Source organism: Nonomuraea sp. NPDC048901 (assembly GCF_040649695.1).
Taxonomy (GTDB): Bacteria; Actinomycetota; Actinomycetes; order Streptosporangiales; family Streptosporangiaceae; genus Nonomuraea.
Genome location: NZ_JBEZFW010000012.1, coordinates 259,388 through 286,170, shown reverse-complemented (window position 1 = coordinate 286,170; position 26,783 = coordinate 259,388). Strand labels below are relative to the sequence as shown.

Here is a 26,783-nt window from a genome sequence, read left to right as displayed (position 1 = left end):
GTCATCCTGGGGGATGTATGAGCGACATCTCAACACTGCCTCTTTACATGCGGCGGACGGAGTTCAATCCCGCCACCGAGCTGGCGGAGCTGCGGGAGAAGGAGGGGATCACCCGCGTCACCACGTCGTTCGGCATCGACGCCTGGCTGGTGACCCGCTACGCCGACACGCGTGCGGTGCTGGGCGACGCCGAGCGGTTCAGCAACGCCCGCCAGACCGTCTTCCAGCCGCCCGGCGCGACGGAGGAGGAGCTCAAGGTGCTCCGCGCCGGCAACCTGCTCTCCTTCGACCCGCCCGAGCACAGCCGGCTGCGCCGGTTCCTGACGCCGGAGTTCACCATCCGCCGGATGCGGCGGCTGGAGCCGCGGATCAAGGACATCGTCGAGGAGCACCTCGACGCCATGGAACAAGCCGGCTCACCTGTCGACCTGGTGTCATCGTTCGCCCTGCCGATCCCGTCACTGGTGATCTGCGAACTGCTCGGCGTGCCGTACGCCCACCGCGCCGACTTCCAGCGCAGGACCGGCCGGCTGCTCGACGTGTCGCTGCCCATGGACGAGCGCCTCAAGCTGCAGCAGGAGTCGCGCGCGTACATGACCGAGCTGGTCGAGGGCATCCAGGCCGACCCCGGCGAGGAACTGCTGGGCATGCTCGTACGCGAGCACGGCGACGACCTGACCACGAACGAGCTGATCGGCATCGGCAACCTCCTGCTGATCGCCGGGCACGAGACCACCTCCAACATGCTCGGCCTGGGCACGCTGGCCCTGCTCCGGCAGCCGGACCAGCTGGACCTGCTCAAGAAGGAGCCCGAGCGGATCGAGGCCACCGTGGAGGAGCTGATGCGCTGGCTCAGCATTCTCCATGCCAGCATCGGCAGGGTGTGCACCACGGAGACCGAGGTGGCCGGTCAGACGATCCAACCCGGCGACCTGGTGATGTGCTCGCTGCCCCTCGCCAACCGCGACCCCGCCTTCATGGACCAGGCCGACGAGCTGGACATCACCCGCGGCGCGCCCGGCCACCTCGCCTTCGGCCACGGCGTGCACCACTGCCTGGGCGCGCCGCTGGCCCGGATGGAGATGCGGATCGCCTTCCAGGCTCTCTTCCAGCGCTTCCCCGGACTGCGTACCGTCGCGCCCATCGCGGACTTCCGCTCCTTCCACGTCGTGTACGGGCTGGCCTCGCTCGAGGTGGCCTGGTAACGCTGCCGTGGAGTGACCGCGTGGATGCTGCTAGCGTTCGGCGTGTGCCAGAGCAGCGACGTCGTGCGGACGCACTGCGTAATTCCGACAGGATCGTCAGGGCGGCGATCACCGCCCTGCACGAGTCGGGCACGGCCGTCCCGCTGGAGGAGATCGCCCGCCGCGCCGGAGTCGGCATCGCCACCGTCTACCGGCGCTTCGGCGACCGCGACGGCGTGATCCTGGCCTGCTTCGAGACCTACTTCGCCGAGGAGATCGAGCCGGTCCTCCAGGCCGCCCGCGTGGCCGCCGATCCCCGGCAGGGGCTGGCCGACGCGCTGACGGCCGTGGTCGACACCCTGTCCGGCCACCGGGCGCTCCTGTCGGCCGCGAAGGAGGCCGGGGCGTTCACGATCGGCATCGCCGAGCGGTTCATGGGGCCGCTCGGCGACGTGCTGGCCGCCGCGCGGGAGCGCGGGCTGGTCCGTGACGACCTGCTGGTCCGCGACCTGGCGGCGATCGTGGTGATGGCGCTGGCGACGACCCTCCACTACGGGGCCGACTCCGACGACCGCGCCGACCGGCGGCGCTACCTGGCGCTCCTCCTCGACGGCACCCGCCCCTCGGCCGTGCCGCTCCCCCGGCCGTCCGCTGTCGACCTCTTCGCCCGCGAGGCGACGGACCACTGCCCGCGCCGCCACCACCGCTGACGCAAGGGCCTGGCTGTGCGGTCAGGTGCTCGCGCGGATCGTCAGGCGAGGGACCAGCAGGGTCGCCGGTGGCACCGGGCGGCCCGCGAGCTTGTCCATCAGCAGCCCGACGGCCTCCCTGCCGACCTCCTCTGCCGGGATCAGCACCGAGGTGAGCCGGGCGGGCTCGGCCACGTCGTCCGGGCAGATCGCCACCACCGCGAGATCCTGCGGCACCTTGCGGCCCAGCTGCCGCAGCGAGCTCAGCACGTGGTTGACGGCCGCCTCGTTGTGCACGACCAGTCCCGACAGACCGGGCCGAGCCGCAAGCAGCCCGCTCACGGTGGCGTGGACCTCCTCGAAGCTCTCCTCGCACGGCAGGGCCGTACCGTCGAGCCCGTGCTCGGCCAGGGCGGCGGTGAAGCCTTCGAGCGTACGGCGGGCGAAGCCGGTCCCCCGCTCGTAGACCACCGCCGGCGCGCCGAGCAGGACCACCTCGTGGTGCCCGCGCTCGGCCAGGTGCGCTACACACAGCGCCCCGGCGGCGGCGAAGTCGAGGTCGACGCAGGTCACCCCGGCGGCGTCGGCGGGGAAGCCGATCAGCACGCTGGGCTCGGCGAGCCGGCGCAGCAGCGGGACTCTGGGGTCGTCGAGCTCGACGTCCATCAGCACCAGGCCGTCGACCAGCGCGCTGGCCGCGGCCCGGCGCAGCCCGTCGAGGCCCTCGTCGGCGGTCATGAGCAGCACGTCGTGGTCGAAGTGGCGGGCGGCGGTGACCACCGAGGTGGCGAAGCGCATCAGCACCGGCACGTGCATGCCGGCTCGCAGGGGCAGCACCAGCGCGATCACGTTGGCCCGCTTGCTGGCCAGCGCCCTGGCGCCGGCGTTGGGGTGGTAGCCGAGCGTCCGCACGCTGTCGAGCACCCGCCGCCGGGTGTCGGCCGAGATCGCCCGCTTTCCGCTGAGCACATAGGAGACCGTGCTCACCGCCACACCCGCGTGCCGCGCCACCTCGACGATGGTGACCGCCCGGCCGGTCGCGTGCCCGTCCTCAGCGCGCGCGTCCGCCGCTCCCCCGTCCACCGGGTGGCCGTCCGTTATGTGGCGTTCCGTCATGTGGTGGTCCGTCCGGTGCCGGCGTGGTCTCGGTCCGGGCGGCTTCGGCCCGTTCGTCCTCGGTCGGCGTGTACGGCGCCGGGCGATCGGGGGGCGGCCCGACCCGTGCCGGTCAGTTCCAGCCTGCCCAGCGTGATGCCCACGTTCTCGAACACGACATAAAGATCGTGCACCCCCGAGGCTTCCGCAAGCTCGCCCGAGGACGCCGCCGGAGCGTAGCGCCCGGCCGGGGGCACGGGGATCGCGCCCAGTGTGGGGCCGTGGAGGAGGTCGTCCAGCCGGAGCGTGACGACCCCGCCTTCGGTGCTCGCCGCCTCGATCAGGCACGACGCGGCCCCGGTGAGCTCGACGTCGCGGAACAGGATCCACGCCCCCTCGGCCTCGGAGCGCACCGCGTCGCCCGAGACCTTGGCCGCGTCGACGAAGGCGACCGCGTCGTAGGCGTCGTGGTCCGCCGCGGCCAGGGCGCCGCGCCGGGGCGGGATGGTCTCGCCCTCGACGTGGAAGGCCGCGCTCAGCCGCAGGTCGGTCGCGCTGCGGCCGACCATGAGCTGGTGCGGCGCGTCCTCGACGGCGAAGGCGCCGCGCGTCACGTCCCAGAAGGCCAGATCCCGTACGGGGAAGGTGAGCGTGACGGCCCGGCTCTCACCGGGCGCCAGCCGTACCCGCTCGAAGCCCCGCAACCGGCGCAGCGGCTGCTTGACCCGGGAACGCCGCTGGTGGGTGTAGAACTGCACGACCTCGGTGCCGGCCCGCGAGCCGGTGTTGGTGACCGTGACCGTGGCGGCGATGGTCTCCCCGTCGACCGCGACGGTGAGGCCGGAGTAGTCGAACACGGTGTAGCTGAGGCCGTGGCCGAAGGGGTACAGCGGAGTGCTCCGGTAATAGAGATAGGTGGCATCCGTGGCGATGATGTCGTAGTCGAGCAGGTCGGGCAGCTCGCTGGCCGAGCGGTACCAGGTCTGGGTGAGCCGCCCTTGCGGGTCGGCGTCGCCGAACAGCACGTCGGCCAGCGCGTGGCCGTACTCCTGGCCGCCGTGCGAGGACCACAGCACCGCGGGCACGTCCGGGTCCGACCAGGTGACGGGGTAGCCGCTGGTGATCACCATGACCGTGCGCGGGTTGGCCGCCCGCACCGCCCGGACGACGGCGTCCTGGGCGGGGGCCAGGGCCAGGTCCGTGCGGTCCTCGGTCTCGCGGCCGTTGACCAGCGGATGGTCGCCCACCACCACGACCGCCACGTCCGCGGTGGCCGCCAGCGCGGCCGCCGCCGCGGCGCCGCTCTCGACGACCTCCACCGTCAGCCACGTGGCGGCGTCGGCGTCGTCCACCAGCCGGAAGACCCCGTCGGGGGACAGGCCGATGTAGCGGCCCGTGGAGATGTGGCGCAGGACGACGGCGCCGCGAGTGCGCTGTTCCAGCCGGAAGGTCTGGCGTACCTCCCAGCCGTTCGGGCCGGGCTGGTCGTTGACCAGGACGCCGTCGTCGTCCACGGACAGGAAGCGGCCGGTCGCGACCGCGCGGAAGGCGAAGGCCCCGCCACCCCAGTCGAACAGGTCGAACCGGCCCCCCGGCGTCCCGATGCCCAGGGCCCCGCCGTCGAGCCCGGCCACCACCGGGCCCGCGTCGGCGGTCAGCGTGACGCGGTCGACGGCCTCGCAGAAGACCGTCTCGCAGCGCTCGGCCAGACCGGCGCGGGCGGTCACCTCGTACGGCAGCGTGCCGCTGTACCAGTCCTCCAGCAGGGTGTCGCCGAGCTGGCCGAGCACCGCGATCCGGCGGCAGGCGGCCGGCGCCAGGGGCAGCAGGCCGTCGTTCTTCAGCAGCACGATCGAGCGGGCGGCCGCCTCGCGGGCCAGCGCCTGGTGCTCGGGGCAGTTGACGACCGCCTCGGTGATGTCGTCGTACGGCGTGGCGGGGTCGAACTCGCCGAGCCGGAAGCGGATCGACAGCGTGTGGCGTACGGCGGTGTCGAGGTCGGCCTCGGTCAGCAGGCCGCGCTCCAGCGCCTCGCGCAGGTGGCCGAGGGTCGCTTCGGCCCGGTCGTCGTCCTGGGTGAAGCTGTCGAGCCCGGCCCGTACGGCGTGCGCGTACGCCTCGGCGGGGTCGTCGTAGTAGCCCTGCAGCCCGGTGAGGTTGCCGGGGGCGTAGGCGTCGCTGACCACGAGCAGGTCGTCCGGCGCCCAGGCCCGCAGCACCTCCCCGATCAGCGGGCTGAGGTGCGCGGGGCGGCCGTTGACCAGGTTGTAGGAGGGCATGACCGCGACGGCGGCGCCGCTCTCCAGGGCGGGCCGGTAGGCGGGCAGCTCGTACTCGTGCAGGACCCGAGGCGGCAGGTTGCTGGAGGTGACGCAGCGGTAGGTCTCGTTGTTGTAGCCGAGGAAGTGCTTGAGGGTGGGCGCGGTCCGCATCACGGGAGCGCTCCCACGAAGCCCGCGCGCGTAGGCCGTGGCCATGACGCCGGTCAGCAACGGATCTTCGGAGTAGCCCTCCTCGTTGCGGCCCCAGCGCGGATCGCGCAGCAGGTTGACCACGGGGGCCCACACGTTGCGCCCGGCGCCCGAGGGGTCCTTGTGGTGGAAGGCCAGGACCTCCTCGCCCGCCGCCTCCCCCACTCTGCGGACCAGCTCCGGGTCCCAGGTCGAGGCCAGCCCCACGGCCTGCGGGAACACCGTCGCCGGACCCAGCCAGGCCAGGCCGTGCAGGGCCTCGGTGCCGGTACGGAAGGCGCCCACGCCGAGCCGCTCAACCGGCGCCTGATACTGGTGCAGCAGCGCGAGCTTCTCGGTCACGGTCAGCCGGGCCTGCAGATCGGCGATCCGCTCGGCGAGGGGAAGGTCCGGGTCGCGGAACGGTTCGTTCATGGGGCCACCTTCTGAAAGCGTCGAAACGCTTCGACTAGCGGGGGGAGCGCACTTCGGGTCTCTGTCGAAGCGCTTCGATAGCCGGTCCAGAAAAACCCCGCCCGTTACACGAGTGTTTCGAACGGAGTTCTTCTGAAGGGTGCACGCGTGTGCGAGCGGGGTCAAGAGATTCGCGGCAATCTTCCTGAATCGATGGAGTCGAGCACCCGGGCGGCTCCGCCGAGCGCGGCCGCGTCGTAGCCGAGGGACGAGATCACCACCTGGCAGCCGCCGGCCTCCGGCGCGATGGTGCGCTCGCGCACCTCGGCCTCCACGGCGGGCAGCAGCCAGGGCGCCAGCGGCACGTAGTAGCCCCCGAGGATCACCACCTGGGGGTTGAGCAGGTTGGCCAGGATGGCCACCCCGCGGCCGAGGTCGCGGCCCACGCCGCGGAGCAGGCCCAGAGTATGCGCGTCGCCCGCGCGGGCCCGCCGGACGACCTCCTCGATCTCCAGCTCCACCTCGACCGGCGAGGGCGAGACGTGCTCCAGGACCGCGCCGATGCCGGCCACCGCTTCCAGGCAGCCGGTCCGGCCGCACCGGCACTCCGGCCCCAGCGGGTCGATCTGGATGTGGCCGATCTCGCCGCTGTAGCCGCGCCCGCCCCGGCGCAGCCGCCCGTCAAGGATCACGCCGGCGCCCACGCCCATCTCACCGGTGAGGTAGACCAGGTCGGTGACCGCCCCGTGAGGGCCGAACCGGTGCTCGGCCAGGGCGCCGAGGTTGGCGTCGTTGTCGGCCTGGATGGGGAAGCCGGGGTCGCGCAGCGCCTTGGCGAGGTCGCCGCTGACGTCGGTGTCGAGCCAGCCCAGGTTGGGCGCGACCCGTACGACGCCCTGCCCGTCGACCAGGCCCGGCACGGCCACGGTCAGGCCGAGGATCTGCTTGTCCTCCTTGGCCATGCGGTTGACCACCCGCCTGACGATCGCGGCGACGGCGGCCACCGAGCCGGGGAAGGCGCGCCGCCAGGACAGCAGCCGCTCCCCCGCCAGGTCGACAGCGACGGCCGTCACGTAGTCGACGTTGATCTCCAGCCCGATCGCCGCGTACGGCGAGCCGTCCAGCACCAGCATCGTGGCCGGCCTCCCCACGCGGTTCTCGGTCAGGCCGGTCTCCCGGACGAGCCGCCTGTCGATCAGGTCGGCGACCAGGCTCGACACGGTCGCCTTGTTCAGGCCCGTGGAGGCCGCGATGTCGGCCCGCGAGCACGGCGCGTGCTCGCGGACGAAACGCAGCACGACGGCGAGGTTGGTGGCCCGCACGTCGGCGAAGTCGGCCGGCTGCGGGTCGGTCGATGAGGTGATCAAAGTCTGTCCCGTCCGTCAGGCCGTCGCGGGTGGTCATGCCGCCGTACCAGTGTGCGCCGTCCCCCGGTGTCCCCGTGCCGTCGCCGAGAGCCGTGCGGGCCCCCGGGAACGGCGGGCAGGGAGCCGTCAGCGAATCTCATCTCACTCCCGACATCAATCTGTGACCGGTGCCACACCTTGTGGTCAGCATCGCCTCGGGTTTAGTTTGTTTGGTCATTAGACGAACTAATTCTAGCCCGTAGACCTCCCCTTCCGACACCCCCTCACCCTGCTCCGACCAACGAAGGGAGCCGTCGTGACACCGTCGATGACTCGCCGTGGATTTCTCGGCCTGGCCGGTCTGACCACCCTCGCCGCCTGCTCCGCCCCGACCGGGACCCGGCCCGGCTCGAGCGGCGCGACCGCGGCCGCCGCGGACAAGCTGACCCAGCTCACGCCGGCGTACGTCGAGTTCGCCGGCGTCAAGCCCGACCTGGCCGGCACGGTCTCCAACCTGCCGGGCGTGCCGGGCATCGCCGGCGGCTTCACCACCTACCCGGCCACCCCCACCGCGGCCCTCACCCAGAAGGCCGGCAAGGGCGGCACCTACAAGGCGATGACCCCGCTGTGGGGCCCGCCGCCGCCCGGACTGCCGGGCAACACCTACTTCCAGGCGGTCAACGCCGACATTGGCGCGACGGTCGAGTTCCAGATCGCCGACGGCAACACCTACGCCGACAAGGCGATCGCCCGGCTGGCCTCCGGCGACCTGCCCGACATCTTCGCCCTCCCGAGCTGGGAGATCGACAAGATGGCGGACTTCAACACCGCCGTGGACAAGGCGTTCGAGGACCTCACGCCGTACCTGCAGGGCGACAAGGTGAAGCCGTACCCGCTGCTGGCCAACCTGCCGACCGCCGCGTGGGAGTGGTCGGTGTGGAACGGCAAGCTGATGGCGATCCCCTACCCCACCGAGCCCTTCCCGTTCTGCCTGCTCTACCGCAAGGACCTGTTCGACAAGAACGGCTGGAACCAGAAGCCCAAGACCGCCGACGAGCTCTACCAGCTCGGCAAGACGATCACCGACGCGAAGGCCAAGCGCTGGGCGTTCGGCGACATCCACGAGATGGCCTGGCCCATCTTCGGCGTCCCGCAGGAATGGCGCTACGCCGGCGGCAAGCTGACGCACAAGTACGAGACGCCGGAGTTCGAGGAGATGCTGGCGTGGATGCGCAGGCTCTTCACCGAGGGGCTCATCCATCCGAGCGTCGCCGGCAGCAAGGGCGCCAACGAGAAGGACCTGATCGGCGCGGGCCAGATCGCCATCTACCGGGACGGCATCGGCGCCTGGAAGGAACTGCTCCAGCAGCACACCGGCAAGAACCCCGACTTCGCGCTGGGTGTCTTCCCGCTGTTCGCACATGACGGCGGCACGCCGATCATGTATCACAACAACGCGGCGGGCATGTTCACCTTCATCAAGAAGGGGCTGCCGAAGGAGAAGATGGAGGAGATCCTGTCCATCCTCAACTGGTGCGCCGCCCCGTACGGGACCAAGGAGTACGAGCTCTCCAACTTCGGGGTCAAGGGCAAGCACTTCACCCTAGACGCCAAGGGCATCCCGCAGAGCACCGACCTGGGCCGCAAGGAGGTCGCCTACACCTACGGCTTCCTGGGCGGCCGGCCCCTCTACGTGGACTGGCCCTTCCCCGAGGCGGCCAAGGCCAACATCGACTGGCAGAACGCCTCCTTCAAGTACATCGAGAAGACGCCGTTCGACGGGATCAGGATCCAGCGGCCGTCGAAGTACTCGGGCCTGCAGGTGCCCACCGAGGACAAGTTCACCGACATCATGCGCGGCCGCCGCCCGGTCAGCGACGCCAAGCAGATCGCGGCGGAGTGGCGGCGCGACGGCGGCGACGAGGCACGCGAGTTCTACATGAAGGTCCTTCGGGACAATGGCCGCGCCTGACCACATCGCGGGCGAGCGGGCCACGGACGCCGGGCCGGCGGGAGACCTGCCCTCTCCCGCCGGCTCGGGCATCACCCAGACCCGGGTCCGGATCAAGCAGGGCTCGCTGCGGGCCCGGTTCCGGCGCGACTGGCAGCTGCTGCTCATGACCGTGCCGGCGATCGGGCTGCTGCTCCTGTTCCACTACGTACCGCTGCTCGGCAACGTGATCGCCTTCCAGGACTACTCCCCCTACGTCGGCGTCAAGGACAGCCCGTGGGTGGGGATGTCGAACTTCCAGTGGCTGATGTTCGACCAGAGCTTCTGGGACGCGACGCTCAACACGCTGTCGATCACCACGTTCCAGCTGATCTTCTACTTCCCGCTGCCGATCCTGCTGGCCATCCTGCTCGACAGCGTCGTACGGCCCCGCCTGCGGCTGTTCATCCAGGGCATCGTGTACATGCCGCACTTCTTCTCCTGGGTCCTGGTCGTCACCCTGTTCCAGCAGATGTTCGGCGGCGCGGGACTGCTCGCGCAGATCCTGCGCGACCACGGCTTCGCGGGCGTGGACATCATGACAAATCCGGACACGTTTATTCTGCTGGTCACCGCCGAGACGGTCTGGAAGGACGCCGGCTGGGGGACGATCATCTTCCTCGCGGCGCTGGCCGCCATCAACCCGCACCTCTACGAGGCCGCCGCCGTGGACGGCGCCTCCCGGTGGCGGCGGCTGTGGCACATCACGCTGCCCGGCCTGCGCCCGGTGTTCGTGCTGCTGCTGATCCTGCGGCTGGGCGACGCGCTCAACGTCGGCTTCGAGCAGTTCTTCCTGCAGCGCGACGCCGTCGGCCGTGACGCCGCCGAGGTGCTCGACACGTTCATGTACTGGCGCACGCTGCTGACCGGCGAGTGGAGCTACGGCGCCGCGGCGGGCCTGGTCAAGGGCGTGGCCGGGCTGATCCTGATCCTCATAGCCAACAAGGTCGCCCACCGTTTCGGCGAGCAGGGAATCTACAAACGATCATGACTATGCCTGTCTGGGCCGAGCGGCCCACCCGGTTCGGCGCGAGCGTCAAGGGGCTGGTGCTGGCCCTCATCGTGGCGGCCGTGCTGTTCCCGATCTACATGGTCGTGCTGACCAGCCTGTCCACGCAGGAGGCGGTGTCGAAGGCGGGTGGCCTGGTCACCGTGCCGGGCGAGCTGTCCTTCGCCGCCTACGAGCAGCTGTTCGCGGGCGGGGTGGTGATCCGGTCGATCGGGGTCAGCCTCGGGGTGACCGTGGTCGGGACCCTGCTCAGCCTCACGGTCACGGTCCTGGCGGCCTACGGGCTGTCGCGGCCCGGCTCGCTGCTGCACCGGCCGATGCTGTTCCTCGTGCTGCTGACCTTCCTGTTCGGGCCGGGCATGATCCCGAGCTACCTGCTGGTCAGCTCGCTGGGGCTGATCGACTCGTACTGGGCGCTGATCCTGCCGACCGCCGTCACCGCCTTCAACCTGGTCGTCATGCGGGCCTTCTTCATGAACATCCCGGAGGAGGTCACCGACAGCGCGCGGATCGACGGGGCGAGCGAGTTCCGCATCCTGTGGCGGATCGTGCTGCCCATGTCCAAGGGCGTCACGGCGGTGATCGGGCTGTTCTACGCGGTCGGCTACTGGAACGCCTTCTTCAACGCCACCCTCTATCTCAACGACAGCACCAAGTGGCCGCTGCAGGTGGTGCTGCGGCAGTTCGTGCTTCAGGGGCAGTCGATGTTCGTCGGGCAGACGGGCGACACCGCGGTCGGCGGGCACGCGCTGCCGCCGAGCCTGGCGATCCAGATGGCCATCGTGACGCTGGCGCTGATCCCGGTGCTGGTGATCTACCCGTTCGTGCAGAAGCACTTCACGAAGGGCGTCATCATCGGCGCCGTCAAGGGCTGACCGAGAGAGGGCCTCGTGCGGGCCCTCTCTCTCCGCGTTGTCAGGCGGGCGTGCAGGTGACCGTGGCGGGCGGGTCGTTGCTGCTCGTCCAGTTGCCCGTGAAGCCGAACGTGGTGCTCGCGCCCGGATCCAGCGCGCCGTTGTAGCTGACGTTGGTGACCTTGACGGCGGCGCCGGTCTGGGTGTGGGCGCCGTTCCAGAGCTGGGTGATGGTCTGGCCGTTGGGGAAGGTCCAGCCGACCGTCCACCCGGTGATGGCGACGGTGCCGGAGTTCTTCACCGTCACCCCGGCCTGGAAGCCGCCCTGCCACTGGCCGGTGGACGCGTAGGTCGCCGCGCACGCCTTGCCCGGCACCGGGGTGGGCGTGGGTGTGGGGGTCGGGGTCGGGGTGGGCGTCGGAGTCGGAGTCGGAGTCGGCGTGGGCGTGGGCGTCGGGTTGGGGCCGGTACGGTCGCCGTAGATGATGCCGCGGCCGTTGGTGCCGAGGTAGACGCGGCCGTACACGCGGGGGTCACCGGTGAGCGCCTCGCCCATGTTGGCGTACTGGTGCCGGTCGTCGTTGATCCGCACCCACGAGGCGCCCGCGTCGTCGGAGCGGAACAACCCGTGCACGCCGTCGATCTGGCCGACCAGGTAGATCGCCATGTACGAGCCGCCGGGGGCCGCCTTGCCGAAGCCGACGTTCTCGGCCGCGGTGACGTTGCCGAGCTTGGTGAAGGTGGCGCCGGAGTCGGTCGAGCGCCACAGGCCGTAGGTGCCAGCGGGGTCGTACTTGCCGGTCGACGGGGCGCCGCCGACGAGCCAGATGTGGCCCTCCTTGCCGGGTACGACCTTGAACCTGACGGTGGCGGTGCCGGTGGGCAGCCCGGTGGCGGCGGACTGGGTGAAGGTGGCGCCCGCGTTGGTGCTGACGTAGAACTTGCCGCCGGAGTAGCCGTAGAACTTGTTCGGATTGACCCGGTCGGAGCGTACCTGCGCCTGGGCCGGGATGCCCGAGGCGGCGGTCCACGAGCTGCCCGAGTCGGTCGAGCGGCTCACCGCCCCGCCGGTCGGCGACCACACCGTGGTGCCGGCGTTGGCCGAGATCGCGACGCTGCCGCCCTGGGTGACCCCGCCCGGCTCGCTGCTGGCCTGCCACCAGTTGGCGCCGCCGTTGGAGGAGAACCCGATGCGGGTCACCCCGGCCGTGTCGTTGTCGCCGGCGCGGACCATGTTCGACGGGCTGAGCTCGGCGTAGTCCATGCTCCTGGTGGTGACGAGGTTGGGCTGGGTGTACATCATCGGCGGCACGGCGTCGAGGTTGCTGTGCACGAAGCCGCCGATGTCGCCGACCGCCGAGAGCAGGGGCGCCCCGGTCGGCGGGCTGATCAGGTCGAGGACCGCGGTCTCCTCCAGCCCTTCGATGAACGGCTTGATGGTGATCTTGCCGCCGGCGGCGTCCCACTGCTTGAGGTTGGAGGTGCCGTAGATGGTGGCGCCGGTGCCGTACAGCAGCCGGTTGGAGTCGAACGGGTCGATCTCCATCGCCTCGGTCATCCAGCCGAGCTTGGGCGTGATCTCAGGGGGCTGCGGGTTGCCCATGGCCAGCCACGGATGGGAGGAGACGTCCTGGGTGTAGCGGAAGGTCCGGTCGGGGTAGCCGTTCCAGTCCCAGATCCGCGTCCAGGTGGCGCCGCTGTCGGTGCTGCGGAACATGATGTTGTCCGGCCACCACGACACCTGGCTGGCGACCATGATCGTGCTCGGGTTCTGGCGGTCGATGGTCATGCCGCTGAAGCCGTAGTAGCGGTCGGCGTCGGGCGTCGGGGTGATCTCGGTCCAGGTGCCGGTGGCGGTGGCGTAGCGCCACACCTCGCCGTCCTCGCCCACGTACGGCCCGCCGGTGTTGCCGGTGGCCAGGTAGAGGTAGCCGTTGACGGGGTCGAGCACGCCCTTGTGCGGGATGTAGCCGGTCGGCTGGCCGGCCACCCGGCTCCAGGTGGCGCCGCCGTCGGTGGAGCGGTAGACGTTGTTGTCCTTGTCCGCCACCCCGGCGTAGATCGTCTTGGTGGCGGTGCCGGCCGAGCCGGTGCGCGGGTCGAAGGTGATCCAGGGGATGCCCTGGGTCATCGTGTTGTAGTTGTTCTGGGTGTCGTTGGGGTCCTGGGCGAAGTTGCCGACGTTCGGGAAGCTCGTGACCTTGGCCCAGGTGACGCCGTAGTCGGTGCTCTTCCACAGGCCGTTCTTGTTGGCGGTGCCGTAGAAGAGGATGTTGTTCTTGTTCGGGTCGATGACCAGGCGCTCGCCCATGCCGCGGCCCGGCATGTTGCCGAAGCCCTTGAACGGCAGCTCGGTGGCGGCCCAGGTGTTGCCCCGGTCGGTGGAGCGCAGGATGGCGCCGTTGTTGGCGTCCCAGTCGTTGGTGTACATGCCGGTGGCGACGTAGACCCGGTTCGGGTCGACGGGGTCGGTGGCGACGCTGACGCCGCCGACCCAGCTCCACTTGTCCCAGCCGATGCCGTCGAGCAGCGGCGTCCACTTGGTCTTGTCCCAGCGGTAGACGCCGCCGATGTCGGTCCGGGCGTAGATGAGGTCCTTCTCCTTCTGGTTGAAGACGATGCCGGGGACGAAGCCGCCGCCGCCGATCTTCACTCCCTTGAAGGCGTACGGATCCGCGGCGACGGCGCCGACCGGCGCCATCCGCACCACCACCATCGCCACGACGACGACGGCCACCGCGAGCAGGCTGAACAACCTTCTTCGCATGAGCGGTTTCCCTCTCCGGGGCCAAGCGCCCCACAGCAGCAGATGACCGCCATGCACGACCGGGTACAGGACCCTGCCGTCGCCGCTCCAGCGCACATGGTCGCGAGGTCCCCGAACCCTCACTCAGAGGCTCACACAGCCTCCGAGTGAGGTCAATAGTTTGGTTATTAACCAAACTTACTTGGTGAGGGTCAGGTCCTTGATCCGCAGGTCGCCCTTGAAGACCAGGTAGAGGTCCCGGACCCCGCCGGCGGCGGACAGCGTCGCCGACGCGGGGGCGTACTGGTAGATCCCGCCGGTGGTCGGGACCGCGACGGTGGCCAGCAGCGCGCCCGACGGGGAGCCCGTGCGGACCTCGAAGGAGCCGCCCGCCACCGAGGACACGCCCGCGGTGATGCCGGTGAGCCCGCCGCGCAGATCCGCGTCGGCGAACTTCAGCCAGTCGCCCGTGGCCGCCCCGACCGCCTCACCGCTCGCCTTCGAGGTGTCGACCAGGTCCACGCCGGAGTAGTCGTCGAAGTCGATCGCCCGGGTGCTCCTGGTCAGGTCGCGGGGCGGGATCCGCTCGCCGCTCACCTGGAGGGTCGCGCGCTGCCTGATGGCCGAGGAGGAGCCGCCGACCAGGACGTCGTGGGTGGCCGTCTCCACGGTCCACTTGCCGCGGGTGACGTCCCACAGGGCCAGGTCGGCCTTCTTGACGGTCAGCTTCACCGTACGGCTCTCGCCGGGGCGCAGCGTGAGGCGGGTGAAGCCGCGCAGCTGCTTGACCGGCTGGGTGACGCGCGAGCTCCGCTGGTGGGTGTAGAGCTGGACGACCTCGTCACCGGCCCGCGACCCGGTGTTGGTGACCTTGACGGTGACGTCGTAGGAGTCGCCGCGCGGGGTCACCTTCAGGCCCTGGTAGCCGAAGGCGGTGTAGCTGAGGCCGTGGCCGAAGGCGTAGCGCGGGTCGCCCCGGTGATAGAGGTAGGTCATCCCGGTCTTGGTGAGGTCGTAGTCCAGGATGTCCGGCAGGTCGTCGGAGCGGTACCAGGTCTGGGTCAGCCGGCCCGCCGGGTTGCGGTCGCCGAAGAGCACGTCGGCCACGGCGTGCCCGGTCTCGGCGCCCGCGTGGGTGGTCCAGAGCAGGGCCGGGGTGTCCACGTTCATGGTGGTCGGGTAGCTGTCCTCCAGGACGACCACGGTGTTGGGGTTGGCCGCCCGCACGGCCTTGATCAGCTCCTGCTGGCCCTGGCCGAGCGCGAGACTGGAGCGGTCGTGGTTCTCGCGGCCGTAGACGAACGGGTTGCTGCCGACCACGACCACCGCCGCGTCGGCGCCCTTGGCCGCCGCCGCCGCGGTCTTGGCGCCGCTCTGGACGACCTCCCTGGCGAAGTGCGCCGCAGCGGCCTTCGTCCCGGTGCCGAGTGTGCCGTCCGCGCCGACGGTCACGTAGTGCTCGGGGAAGGGCCACCAGCCCTCGTTGACCTCGTAGCCGACGTACTGGATCAGGTACGTGCCGTCCGCCTGAGCCTCCAGCCGGAACTGCTGCTGGACGAACCAGCCGCCCGGGACGTCGGAGTTGGTGACGTACGGCCCGAAGTTGCCGGTGAGCAGCTTGCCGTTGCCCACGTTGCGCAGGGTCGAGACGTCGCCGGTCCAGTCGGTCTGGTCCCAGGTCGAGGCGCCGCCGGGCGCGGTGTCGGAGACGACGACGCTCTGGCCCGTGGTGCCGGTCGCGGTGACGTACTTGCCGCTGGCCAGGTCCTTGAGCGCGATCCGGTCCAGCGCGTCGGCGCCGGTCACGGCCGCCCGCGCGCCGAGCCGCTCCTTGATGCCGGCCAGCGGGGTCACCTTGTACGGCATCGTGCCGCCGTACCAGTCGCTGAAGAGGGTGTCCTGCAGCGGCCCGAGCACCGCGACCTTCTTCAGCCCTGGCGAGAGCGGCAGCGTCTTGCCGGAGTTCTCCAGCAGGACCATGGCCTCGCCCGCGGTCTGCCGGTTGAGCCGCTGGTTCGCCGCCGAGTTGATCACGTCCTTGGTGATCTTCGCGTACGGTCCGCCGTCGGGGTCGAGCTGGCCGAGCCGGATCCTGATCGACAGCACGTGCCGCACGGCCCGGTCGATGTCGGCCTCGGTGATCAGCCCTTGGGAGAGGGCGGACTTGATGTTCGCGGTCATGAGGGAGGGATCGTCGTTGTTGACCGTGAAGCTGTCCAGGCCCGCCTTGAGCGTCGCGGCGACGGCCTCGGGCTTGGTGTCGTAGTAGTGCTCGTACTCCTGCAGCGCGTCCGGCGCCCAGGCGTCGCTCACGTTGTAGAGGTCCTTGGTCGTCCACGAGCGGACGACCGTGTCGAGGTCGGGGTTGACGGTGTTCGGCCGTCCGTTCACCAGGTTGTAGGAGGCCATCACGCCGGTGGCGGCGTCGTTGGAGATGGCCGGCTTGAACGCGGCCTCGTCGTACTCGTGCTTGATCCTCGGCCGCAGGTTGGAGGAGGTCAGGCCGCGCAGGTACTCGTTGTTGTTGGCCAGGTAGTGCTTGAGCACCGGCGCGGTCTTGAGGTAGACGGGATCGTTGCCGGACAGGCCCTTGCCGTAGGCGGTGGAGATGGCGCCGGTCAGCAGCGGGTCCTCCGAGTAGCCCTCCTCGTTGCGGCCCCAGCGCGGGTCGCGCAGCAGGTTGACCACCGGCGCCCACACCTGGGTGCCCCACAGGACCGGGTCGATGGCGTTGTAGCCGCGCACTTCGTCGCCCACGGCCGAGCCGACCCGCTTGATCAGCTCCGGGTCCCAGGTGCTGGCCAGGCCGACGGCCTGCGGGAAGACGGTGCCGCTGGCCAGCTTCTGGGTCCAGGCGTCGTTGTGGTCGTTGGACCAGGCGACGCCGTGCAGCGCCTCGGTCCCGGCCTTGAAGTACGGCAGGCCGAGCCTGGGGATCGCCGGCTGCGACTGGTGCAGCAGCGAGATCTTCTCGTCGAGGGTGAGCCGGCCCAGGAGGTCGCCGACGCGCTGGTCGAGCGGCACGGCCGGGTCCTGGTACGGCAGGGTCGCCGCGGCATGGACGGGCACGGCGTTGACGGGCGCCACGCCCATGGTGACCGCCAATAAGGCGGCCGCTAGGAATCGCTTCATCGAAGCTCCTACTTGATGGCGCCGACCGTGATGCCCCTGGTCAGCGTCCGCTGGAAGATGAGGAAGAACGCGACGGCCGGGACGATGCCGAGCAGCGCCGAGGCACTGGACATGGTGGCGTCCATGTACTTCTCGCCCTGCAGCACGCCGAGCGCGACCGGCACCGTCTGGGTGTCGTTGGAGACCAGGAAGATGAGCGGAAGGAAGAACTCGTTCCAGGTCCAGATGAAGAAGAAGATCACCAGGACCGACAGCGTGGGCCTGCTGATCGGGACGACGATCCGCCACAGCGCCAGGAAGCGCCCCGCGCCGTCCATCCGCGCCGCCTCGAGGATCTCCTTCGGGAACTGGCCGAGCACGGCGCTGAGCAGGTAGGTGCCGAAGGCGGCCTGGATGACGGTGAACACGATGATCACCGACAGCTTGGAGTCGTACAGGCCGGCCGCCTTGGCCAGGTAGTAGAGCGGGTAGGCCAGCGCCTCCTGCGGCAGCGTGTTGGCCACCAGGAACAGCACGAGGATCCACAGCCGACCGCGTACCCGGCCGATGCCGAGGGCGTAGGCGTTGAGCACCGACAGCAGCACGGCGAGCACGGCGACGGAGCCGCTGATCACCAGGCTGTTGAGGAGCTTCTCGCCGAAGTCGACCCGGGTCCAGAACGCGATGATCCCGTCCAGGTTCAGGCCCTGCGGCGGGCTCAGCGGGCTGCCCGCCGAATACTCGGCGGGCGTCTTGAAGGCGTTGAAGGTGACGATGACGAACGGGAACAGCATGACGGCGGCGAGCACCGTCAGCGCGGCCAGGATCGGGTAGCGTCTCACGGCTTCCGCTCCTGGAGGAACAGGAAGGCCGAGGTCACCACGACGATGATCAGCGCCAGCACGGTGGCGATGGCCGAGCCGTAGCCGATGTTGGCCTTCTGGAAGAAGTTGAGGTAGGAGAAGTACGAGGGCACCATCGTGGCGTTGCCCGGCCCTCCCCTGGTGAGCACGAAGATCGGCCCGAACACCTTGAGCGCGGCGATCGTGCACGTCAGCAGCACGACGAAGATCTCGGGACGGATCTGCGGGATCGTGATGTGCCAGAACCTGCGCCACCACGAGGCCCCGTCGATCTCCGCCGCCTCGTGCAGGGCCGGGTCGGCCCGCTGCAGCCCGGCCATGAAGATGACGACCGGGTAGCCGAGCTGGAACCACACCATCACCGCCATCACGGTGGCCAGCGCGTAGTCGGGATCGCCGAGCCAGTTGACCTTCAGCCCGAAGATCTGGTTGACCGCGCCGTAGGTCGGGTGCAGCATCCAGCCCCACACCACCCCGGCCACCGCGACGGGCAGCACCTGCGGCAGGTAGTAGGCCGCCCGCAGGGCCGAGGCCGTGCGGGGGCCGAACCTCTTGCCGATGTAGTCGAACAGCGCGGCGGCCAGCACCAGCCCGATCACCGTCGGGATGATCGCCATCGCGACGATCAACCCGACGTTGTTGCGGAAGGACGTCCAGAAGCGCTCGTCCGCGAACAGCCGGACGTAGTTCTGCGTACCGATCCAGGTGGGTGTGCCCACCCCCGACCAGCGGGTGAAGCTCGTCGCGACATTCATCACGAACGGCACGACGATGACCGCGGTGAACAGCACCGCGCTGGGGATCAGGTACGGCCAGTACCCGCGTTCTCCTCTAGTTGCCAAGGTCGGCGAGGTTCTCGTTGTACGGCTGGGCGATCTCGTCGAGCACCTTCGCCGGGGGCTTGCTGCCGTTGATGAGGTTCTGGACGCCGGCCACGAGGACGTCGTAGTAGCCGGGAGCCGGCCAGTCGGGGTAGAAGGCCAGCTGGTCCTGCGAGGTGAGCTTGTTGAAGTTGTCGATGAGCTCCTTGCTCTTGGGGTCGGTGATGGCGGCCGGGTCGGCCGCGACGGGGACGCCGCCGGAGTTGCCGAGCAGGTTCTGGATCTCCTTGCTCATCGTGATGTCGATGAAGTCGTAGGCCAGGTCCTTGTTCTTGGACTTCTCGGGGACGACCCAGATGTTGCCGCTGGAGCCGGGGGCGAGCTGGTTGCCGGGCCACAGGAACGAGCCCCACTCGAACTTCTTGATCTCCGTCTGGAACCGGCCGTACCACCAGCTGCCGGACACCATGATCGGGAACTTGCCGCCGATGAACGCGGTGGCCATGTCCTCGGCCTTGATCCCGGCCGAGTCCTTGGCGATGTAGCCCTTCTTCACCCAGTCGGCCATCGTGTCGGCGGCGTAGGTGAGCTCGGGGCCGTGGAAGTCGACCTTGCCCTTGTAGAGCTCGTAGGAGTCGACCCACGCCCGGTTGGCCTTGCTCAGCGCGAGCAGGTAGAAGATCTGCTGGGCGGGGTATTCGGCCCCGGCGGTGGAGATGGGCGTGACGCCGGCCTTGGCGAACTTGTCCAGCGCCGCGGTGAACTCCTCGAACGTGGTCGGCACCGTGACGCCGTTCTTCTCGAACAGCTTCTTGTTGTAGTAGACCATCACGTACTCGCCGTAGTTCGGCACGCCGAACCACTTGCCCGAGCCCATGATGCCCCGGTCGTCATACTTGGCGGTGGTCTGCAGGCTGGCCGACAGCAGTTTGTCCCAGCCGCGCTTGGTCGCCTGCTCCGACAGGTCCGTCAGCAGGCCCTGCTTGGACAGCAGCCCGGCGGTGGCGTTGCCCTTGTTGTACTCCATGACGTCGGGCGCCTCGTCGGAGTTGAGCACCATGCTGGCCGTCTTCTGGATCTGCTCGAAGCCCTTCTCCTCGAACTTCACCGTCACGCCCGGGTGGGTCGACTCGAACTTCTTGATCGCCGCCGCCCAGGCCTTGCCCATCGCGCCTTCGGCGCTCTCGTAGTGCCACAGTTTGAGCACGCGCGGCTGGCCGCTCGCGGCGGGCTGCTGCCCGTCCGAGCCGGAGCCGCAGGCGGTCAGGGTCAATGCCGCGACGGCGAGCGCCGCCGCGGCACTTCTCAGCTTGATCATGGTGTCTCCTGGGAGGTGATGACCGCCCGGACCGGGGCGCCCGCCACCGGGGCGAACTCGACCCCGGCGACCCGCTTCGGACCGGTGACGGTGACGTGCAGGGTGTCGCCGTCGCGGGTGGCCTCGACGACGGTCTCGCCGTCGAGATCGTGGACCGTGCTACGGCTGTCGCCGCCCCCGAAGGCGACAAGGGTGATCTCCGAGGGGACGTCCACGGTGTCCCCGGGCGTGGTGACCGGGATGAGCGCGCCGTACCGGACGAACAGCGGGATCTGCTCCAGCGGCGCCGAGACGGCGCGGTAGCGCCCGCCCTCCAGCAACTCCCCCGTCCAGTAGTCGACCCACCGGCCCTCGGGCAGGTACACCTGCCGGGTGCCATCGGGCGTGATCATGGGCGCGACCAGCAGGTCGCGGCCGAGCAGATACTCCAGGTCGGCCCGCCAGGCGACGGGGTCGCCCGGATGGTCGACGCACAGCGCGCGCATCATCGGCGCGCCGGTCCGCGCGGCGTCCACGGCCGCCGAGTAGAGGTAGGGCATGAGCCGGTACCTCAGCCGCAGCGCGGCCACCGCCTCGGCCTCCACCTCGGGGAACTCCCACGGCTCGCGGCTGGTGGTGCCGTGCAGCCGCAGCAGCGGGGACAGCGCGCCGAACTGGGTCCAGCGGACGTAGAGGTCGTCGGCCGGGCGGCCGGTGAAGCCGCCCGCGTCGTGGCTCCAGAACGGCACGCCCGACAGGCCGTGGGCCAGGCCGCCGCGCAGCGTGCTGCCCATCGCCGGGTAGCTGGTGAAGGTGTCGCCGCTCCACTGGGCCGAGTGCCGCTGGCCGCCCAGGAACGACGAGCGGGCCCAGACCAGGCCGTGCCCGTTGACCTCGCGGGTCACCTCGGCGACGGCGTCGTTGAACAGCAGCGTGTAGACGTTGTGCAGGTCGGTGCCGGTCATGCCGTTGAAGGCCGTCGCGTCGTGCGGCACGCCTTCGGCGAAGTCGGTCTTGAACGCCTGCGCGCCCTGCTGGAGCAGGGGGCGGAGCAGGTTTTTGAACCATGAGACGGCGGCCGGGTTGGTGAAGTCGACGATGCCGCAGGCCGGGTAGGACCCGTGCCAGCAGTCGGCGACGTACGCCTCCCCATCCTGATTTTTCAGGAAATATCCGGCTTCGGCGGCTTGGGGGAAAGCTGGGCTCAGGTGGGAGATGTAGGGGTTCATCCAGAGGCAGACCTTGAAGCCCATCTCGTCGAGCTCGGCGAGCATCCCGGCCGGGTCGGGGAAGCGGGCCTCGTCCCAGCGCAGGTCCGACCAGTGGCCGTCGGTCTGCCAGTAGGTGTCCAGGTGCAGTACGTCGCACGGGATGCCGCGCTCGCGGATCGTCCGGGCCCGCGTCATGACCCGCTCCTGGCTGTCCACGAAGAAGCCCGAGGAGATCCAGGTGCCGAACGCCCACTTCGGCGGCAGCGCCGGACGGCAGGTCAGCCGGTCGTAGCGGTCGAGGATCTCCGGTGGCGTCGGCCCGGCGACCACGTAGTAGTCGATCAGGTCGTCGGGGACGACGATCTGCACGACGCTGTGCGTGGACTGGCAGACGTCGAACTCCGTCGGCGCCCCGCTGTCGACGACGATGCCGTATCCCCTGCTCGACTGGTAGAACGGCACGTTCTTGTAGGCGCGCTGCGACTCGGCGCCGAAGGCGTCGAAGTTCCACATGACGGGCCGCTGGCCGCGCTTGTCGAGCGGGGTGAACGACTCCCCGAACCCGGTGAACGCCTCGTCGGCGGGCGCGGCGAAGCTCTCGTGGTAGGCCACCGTGACGCCGTCGGCGTGGGAGCGCCCGAACGGCAGCGTACGCAGCCGCCCGCTGATGTCGGTGTGCCCCCGGTCCTGCTCCACCAGCATGGCGCCCGCCGCGTCGGTGAACCGCAGCCGCCACGGGTCCAGGGTGATCTCCGCGCGCAACGAGCCCGCGTCGATGGTCAGCCCGCCGGGCCGGGTCTCCACCCGGGCTCCCGCGTACGTGCCCGGTGTCACCAGGGAGGTCGCCCGGGCCGAGCGGGCGCGGGCGTCCACGTCCTGGCCGAGCCGGACCCGGATCACCCCTTCGCCCGCCACCCGCACCTGTACGACCAGGCTCTCCTCCGCCGAGGTGATGCCCTTCAGGGTCACTCCGGAGTCGTCCACGGCCACCGGCTCGGCGGCGGTCAACGCGGACAGGCCCTGTTCACCCCGTGTGCGGACCGGCAGCTCCGGCGGGTCGGCGACAAAGTACTCGTGCGCGACCAGGGGCGGGCGGTAGGGCATGAAGGCTCCTTCGGCTGACCGGCACGGGCTCGCGCGTTAGTTTTCCGTTCCAACGAACAAACGTCAACGGTCGCCGATTAGTTTAGATGCCAGCCAAACAAAAGAAGAGAGGACCCTGCGCGGAGCGGCAGGTGTTCTTGGCAGTGGCTCGCGACAAGCTCTTGGCAAGCCAACAGCGGCGACGCCGAAACGCGTCAGGCCGCTCTGGGATGGCCGACCGAGCAGACACCGGCCTGCAGCAACCGGGCCTCGATCTTCTCCTGCACCGAGACCGGACGATCGACCCGATGGCCCACCCGGCGCTTGGCCGCGCGGGGATCTCCGCCCGGACGCGAGCCGCCCGACGCCTGCATGGGCTCGATCTCCAGCGCCTTATCCCCGCGCTCGAACTGGCAGCGGTCTCCTCGGCCCATCGAGTCACCGCTGCCCGGAGCAGCGAGCTACAACGTGCTGATGATCTGGCGGAGAGTCGTCCGGGACTCGGCCGCGGACTGCGCGTGGACACCGAGCTGGTTCAGCAGATGCCGGTACGGGCGAACGTCGGATTCCTTGCTCAGATATTGCGCGCTAGCGAGTTGCTCAAGATAGACAACATCATCCAGTTCTGCCTGGGCGAACCGAAGGAGGGTGATGGGGCCGACACCTCCGACGCGGCTGCCAGAGCTGAAGGGAAGAACCTGAAGGGTGACGTGACGCAACACGGCCATCTCCAGGAGATGTTCGAGCTGGGCGCGCATCGTCGTGCTGCCGCCGACCTGACGGCGCAGCGCCGCCTCGTCCATCACCACCCAAAGCTTGCGCGACGTGGGTGACATCAGGATCTGCTGGCGGCGCATCCGTACCGCGACCCGGCGCTCGATCTGCTCGGCAGAGGCGTTCTCGTAGCCGTCTGCGATGACCGCGCGGGCGTAATCCTCGGTCTGCAGCAGGCCGGGGACGAACTGGACCCCGTAGGTGCGGATGATGGCCGCGTCCTGCTCCAGCCCAAGGTAAGCCTCGAACCAGTCGGGGAGTACATCTCGGTAGTCCTGCCACCAGCCGGGCGCGTTGGCCTGCTTGGCCATGATGAGTACGGTCTGGCGTTCGGCCTCGTCCACGCCGTACAGGGTGAGCAGGTCAGCCACATCACGCAACTTGAAACTGGTCCGCCCGCACTCCAAGCGGCTGATCTTGGAATGTGAACTCCGGATGACATATCCGGCGGCTTCGCGAGTGATCTCCCGTGACTCGCGCAACTGTCGCAGGTACGCGCCGACTAACATCCGTAACGCTGTCGGCCCAGACTGACGCAAATCCCCGTCGGAGATTCGCGGCAAGTCGCCTGTACCGCGAACAGTCGGCATGCATGCTCCCAAATCGGTGAATTTCCCCGGTCTGACCGTCGATCATCCTGCCACGGCAGCTGGCTCAAACACCATATTCCACTTGATCTCCCGCCGCCTCTTCCCTTCGAGCGCCGCGCCTGGCACTGGGCTATGGAAACTTCCCATGTGCGAGCGAGTCAACTCGTCTCGAAAGCTTCTGACCAGCGGAAATTCCCGGTATCGGGAATTCCCGCCGCATATGACGGCACGACTTCTGACCGTTCTGCCCCCAGGCTCCAGTTCACCAAGAAAATCACGCATGGTGACTAAGCCGATACGGCAATACTTTCGACGCGATACCCTTCACGCGCTACACCAAAGAACCTGACCTCAGTGATACTGATTTACCCTGTCCGCGGCGCATCCTCGCTGGACTCCCAAGATCGATGCAGATCTCCAGGGCGGCATCTGCGGTTTCAGGGCTTTCGGCCGACTCCGCAGTAGCCAGCCAGTTCGGCGGGTTCACCCCAGGGGGTGGCCTCGACCCGCCACCGTGACATCGAGACCAGGCCGGGTTCTACCATTTGCAGGCCGTCGAAGAAGCGGCTGATGTCGGCGCGGGTACGGGGGGTCATCGAGTCGGCCTTCTTGTTCCATTCCTGCTGGGCCTCGGCCTGGGCGGTCGTCTCGCCGTCGAAATCGAGGGTGGCGTGGGTGATCGCCAGGTAGCTGCCCGGGGGCACGGCGTCCAGCAGCCGCATCACGCTCTGGTGCACCTGGGCGAAGTCCGGGACGAGATGCAAGATGCCCAGCAGCATGATCGCGACTGGCTCGTCGAAGTTCAGCGTCTGCGCGGCCCGTTCCAAGATTTTGTCCGGGTCGCGCAGGTCGGCGTCGATGTAGTCGCAGACCCCCTCTTCGGAGCTTTTCAGCAACGCCTCGGCGTGCAGCAGGACCAGCGGATCGTTGTCGACGTAGACGATGCGGCACTCTGGGGCGACCCGCTGGGCGACCTCGTGGGTGTTGTCCATCGTTGGCAGGCCGGTTCCGATGTCCAGGAACTGGCGGACGCCTTCGCCGGTGAGGAACCGTACGGCCCGGCCGAGGAAGGCTCGGTCAGTGCGGGCGATGTCGACGATCCCGGGGAAGGTCTTCTTGTACTGGTCGGCGGCCTCGCGGTCGACGGGGTAGAAATCTTTGCCCCCGAGGAGATAGTTCCACACCCGCGCCGAATGCGGTCTCGTGGTGTCGATCTTGGCTAAGAGCTCCTGGCCCGAGGTGTCGGTCATGGAAATCTCCTGCGTCGTCTTGTCCGTATTTGTCAGGCCTTAACGTAGTCGCCCAAGGCGCTCCTGAACGTGACTGTGGCAGCGTGTCCCGCGCTTTTGACCATGGCGCTCCACGACCTGCGCGTCTCGGAGCCAGAGGAATACGGCCCCGCGTTTTATGTCGTGGTGGACCCGGCCATCAGGACCGACATTCTCCTGGCGCTCAACAGGTCACGCTCCGTACGCGCGGGTCAGAGTCTCCGGATGCAGGTGATCGCCGGGCAGGGGTCGGGGCCGGAGGCGAGCCCGTACAAAGTGGACGTCGAGCTCGTCACCGAGTAATCGGCGGGCCGCCGACACTCGAACTCGATGCTGACGTGCCCGACCACCTTCCCCCACGCCTTCTTGGCCTTGCAGGACACCTTCTTCAGTCCCCCGACGATGGAGTTCTCCGTGCCGAAGACCGTCTTGCGGCGCTTCGTCTTGGGAGCGGTCAGGCAGCTCGCGAGCGCGTACTGGGGACCGACCTCCTTGGCGTCCTCACCCGGCCCGACGCATAAGTAGGAGCCCTGCCACTTGTAGGCGTAGGACCAGATCTTGCGCGTACACGCCTTCTTCGTCCTGGTGAACTTCCTGATCCTGCCGGGGCCGTGGCCGTCGTAACAGGCCCGCTCCTCGACGGATACGACGGGCTCGTCCTCGATGAGCGTGCAGTCGCCGACGCGTAGGATCCCGCCACCCTTGCCGACGTCCCCCGGGTGCGGGGCGCGGCGGTTGCGCAGGCAGACCGTACGCGGCGGCTCCAGACCGGTCGGGGTGTCCAGCATCCCGTCGGTGTCCTTCGGGCACTCCACCGGCCCGTTGCCCTGGTAGACGAGCTTGGTGATCTGGGCCCCGGCCGTCGCGAGTGCGCAATCGGCCAGCGCGGGAACCTGGCTGTCCGGCTTGGGCATCTGGACATCAAGGCAGAGCCCGGCCGCCCAGGCAGTCGACTGGGTGGGAGAAGGGGGCGGATTCGGCGGGAGCGAGGTCGCGCAGCTCGCGGCGGAGGGCTGGGGCGTGTCCTTCGGCGGGGTGTCTGCGTCGCAAGACGAGACGGTCACCATGACCGCCACCAGGGCCGCCACCGTCCATAACTTGCTGCTCACGTCCTGCCACCCCCGCGAGATAGCCCCGTCGGAGAGACGGCCGCGCGGTCACCTGGTGGCGAGAGCTACCACCCCACCGACACGGCACGGCGCTGATGGTCGCGACGACGCTGCGCCGCCTTCACGGCCTCCCGCCACCGACCGAGTTCGACATCGGCCGATTGGATCCGTTCGTACGACTCGCAGAGCGGATCGATCGTGCGGCCACCCTTGACGAGTCGGACCTGGCCTGGATGCGCGCCCGCCTGGCCGATTTGAGGGCGCGCTACGCAGCGCTACCCGAGGGCCTGCCGGAGACCGTCGTGCATGGGGACGCATGGATCGGCAACGTGGTGAGCACGGACGACGGCGGCGTTGTGCTGCTCGACCTGGAACGCTGCTCGGTCGGCCCGCCCGAATGGGACCTGACCTCCACGGCTGTCAAGGCTTTCACCTTGGCCGGCATCACCGCCGAGGACTATGGCACCTTCGTCCGGGTATACGAGCACGACGTCACCTCGTGGGCCGGGTTCGAGACGCTGCGGGACGTCCGCGAGTTCCGTATGACCTGTATGGCGGCCCAGGTCGCCGCCGAGAATCCCGCTCGGCACGACGAAGTAATGCTGAGGTTGGCGTGTCTGCGTGGCGAGCATGGACCAAGGCTTTGGTCCTGGACAGCCGTACCGTAGCGTTGCATGGTTTCCACGATCGGCGCGGGCCCGAATGGCCAGGTATCTCTTTCACGCCTGTGATAGGACTTCGATCATCAGATCGTGCGCGAGGCAGCCATCAGCACGGAGGCCCGCCACGTGCCTGATTGGATACGGGACACCGGGGCTTCTCCAGTTACGATGCTCGGCCGCCCCGAAGGGCGACCGCCACCCCTTCTGGCCGCGACGC

General features: G+C 69.2%; 18 protein-coding genes and 1 pseudogene. 6 read left to right on the top strand and 13 right to left on the bottom strand.

Annotation, left to right across the window (positions count from 1 at the left end):
• The first annotated feature begins 17 nt into the window (after positions 1-17).
• Entirely contained in the window at positions 18-1,205 is a 1,188-nt protein-coding gene (locus tag AB0C30_RS36785; protein WP_357952776.1) for a cytochrome P450, read from the top strand.
• Positions 1,206-1,249: 44 nt separating this feature from the next.
• Positions 1,250-1,894 (top strand): helix-turn-helix domain-containing protein, encoded by a 645-nt coding sequence (locus tag AB0C30_RS36780; RefSeq protein ID WP_357952775.1) that lies wholly within the window; start codon positions 1,250-1,252, stop codon positions 1,892-1,894.
• 21 nt (positions 1,895-1,915) lie between these two features.
• On the opposite strand, the gene AB0C30_RS36775 is transcribed toward AB0C30_RS36780, so the two are convergent.
• The 3 genes from AB0C30_RS36775 to AB0C30_RS36765 all read right to left on the bottom strand — a co-directional run bounded on the left by AB0C30_RS36775 (position 1,916) and on the right by AB0C30_RS36765 (position 7,199).
• Positions 1,916-2,989, bottom strand: coding sequence for a LacI family DNA-binding transcriptional regulator (locus tag AB0C30_RS36775; protein ID WP_357952774.1), 1,074 nt, complete (start codon positions 2,987-2,989; stop codon positions 1,916-1,918).
• Positions 2,986-5,853, bottom strand: coding sequence for a glycoside hydrolase family 3 C-terminal domain-containing protein (locus AB0C30_RS36770; RefSeq protein WP_357952773.1), 2,868 nt, complete (start codon positions 5,851-5,853; stop codon positions 2,986-2,988). The genes AB0C30_RS36775 and AB0C30_RS36770 overlap by 4 nt, the downstream gene beginning before the upstream one ends.
• A 161-nt stretch (positions 5,854-6,014) precedes the next feature.
• On the bottom strand, positions 6,015-7,199 hold the full coding sequence (locus AB0C30_RS36765; protein ID WP_357952772.1) for an ROK family transcriptional regulator: 1,185 nt from the start codon (positions 7,197-7,199) through the stop codon (positions 6,015-6,017).
• Positions 7,200-7,494: 295 nt separating this feature from the next.
• On the opposite strand from AB0C30_RS36765, the gene AB0C30_RS36760 reads away from it, so the two are divergent.
• From AB0C30_RS36760 to AB0C30_RS36750, 3 genes are read left to right on the top strand one after another with little or no spacing between them, the layout of a single operon-like run.
• Positions 7,495-9,150 carry an extracellular solute-binding protein gene (locus AB0C30_RS36760; protein WP_357952771.1) on the top strand — a complete coding sequence of 552 codons (1,656 nt, stop codon included), beginning with the start codon at positions 7,495-7,497 and terminating at the stop codon, positions 9,148-9,150.
• The gene (locus AB0C30_RS36755) at positions 9,137-10,159 is read left to right on the top strand and encodes an ABC transporter permease subunit (protein WP_357952770.1); all 1,023 of its coding nucleotides are present in this window, start codon (positions 9,137-9,139) and stop codon (positions 10,157-10,159) included. Before AB0C30_RS36760 ends, AB0C30_RS36755 begins: the two co-directional genes overlap by 14 nt.
• Entirely contained in the window at positions 10,156-11,052 is an 897-nt protein-coding gene (locus AB0C30_RS36750) for a carbohydrate ABC transporter permease (protein WP_357952769.1), read from the top strand. Before AB0C30_RS36755 ends, AB0C30_RS36750 begins: the two co-directional genes overlap by 4 nt.
• A gap of 40 nt (positions 11,053-11,092) precedes the next feature.
• Here AB0C30_RS36750 and AB0C30_RS36745 read toward each other — a convergent pair whose 3' ends face one another.
• From AB0C30_RS36745 to AB0C30_RS36700, 10 genes are all read right to left on the bottom strand, one after another.
• Positions 11,093-13,798: a cellulose binding domain-containing protein gene (locus AB0C30_RS36745; RefSeq protein ID WP_357952768.1), complete on the bottom strand. Its 2,706-nt coding sequence runs from the start codon at positions 13,796-13,798 to the stop codon at positions 11,093-11,095.
• 177 nt (positions 13,799-13,975) lie between these two features.
• Positions 13,976-16,909: a glycoside hydrolase family 3 C-terminal domain-containing protein gene (locus AB0C30_RS36740; RefSeq protein WP_357952767.1), complete on the bottom strand. Its 2,934-nt coding sequence runs from the start codon at positions 16,907-16,909 to the stop codon at positions 13,976-13,978.
• A gap of 8 nt (positions 16,910-16,917) precedes the next feature.
• On the bottom strand, positions 16,918-17,730 hold the full coding sequence (locus AB0C30_RS36735; protein WP_357952766.1) for a carbohydrate ABC transporter permease: 813 nt from the start codon (positions 17,728-17,730) through the stop codon (positions 16,918-16,920).
• Positions 17,727-18,593 carry a sugar ABC transporter permease gene (locus tag AB0C30_RS36730; protein WP_357952765.1) on the bottom strand — a complete coding sequence of 289 codons (867 nt, stop codon included), beginning with the start codon at positions 18,591-18,593 and terminating at the stop codon, positions 17,727-17,729. Before AB0C30_RS36730 ends, AB0C30_RS36735 begins: the two co-directional genes overlap by 4 nt.
• Positions 18,583-19,890, bottom strand: coding sequence for an extracellular solute-binding protein (locus AB0C30_RS36725; RefSeq protein ID WP_357952764.1), 1,308 nt, complete (start codon positions 19,888-19,890; stop codon positions 18,583-18,585). Before AB0C30_RS36725 ends, AB0C30_RS36730 begins: the two co-directional genes overlap by 11 nt.
• Positions 19,887-22,184 (bottom strand): TIM-barrel domain-containing protein, encoded by a 2,298-nt coding sequence (locus AB0C30_RS36720; protein WP_357952763.1) that lies wholly within the window; start codon positions 22,182-22,184, stop codon positions 19,887-19,889. The genes AB0C30_RS36725 and AB0C30_RS36720 overlap by 4 nt, the downstream gene beginning before the upstream one ends.
• A gap of 194 nt (positions 22,185-22,378) precedes the next feature.
• Positions 22,379-22,597: a hypothetical protein gene (locus AB0C30_RS36715; RefSeq protein ID WP_357952762.1), complete on the bottom strand. Its 219-nt coding sequence runs from the start codon at positions 22,595-22,597 to the stop codon at positions 22,379-22,381.
• A 27-nt stretch (positions 22,598-22,624) separates the two neighbouring features.
• Entirely contained in the window at positions 22,625-23,527 is a 903-nt protein-coding gene (locus AB0C30_RS36710; protein WP_357952761.1) for a helix-turn-helix transcriptional regulator, read from the bottom strand.
• Positions 23,528-23,964: 437 nt separating this feature from the next.
• Positions 23,965-24,777 (bottom strand): SAM-dependent methyltransferase, encoded by an 813-nt coding sequence (locus AB0C30_RS36705; RefSeq protein ID WP_357952760.1) that lies wholly within the window; start codon positions 24,775-24,777, stop codon positions 23,965-23,967.
• A gap of 230 nt (positions 24,778-25,007) precedes the next feature.
• Positions 25,008-25,904 (bottom strand): hypothetical protein, encoded by an 897-nt coding sequence (locus tag AB0C30_RS36700; protein ID WP_357952759.1) that lies wholly within the window; start codon positions 25,902-25,904, stop codon positions 25,008-25,010.
• A 74-nt stretch (positions 25,905-25,978) separates the two neighbouring features.
• Between AB0C30_RS36700 and AB0C30_RS36695 the strand changes: the two are divergent.
• Positions 25,979-26,572, top strand: a pseudogene (locus AB0C30_RS36695) (aminoglycoside phosphotransferase family protein); the annotation flags it as partial.
• Between the last annotated feature and the right edge of the window lie 211 nt (positions 26,573-26,783).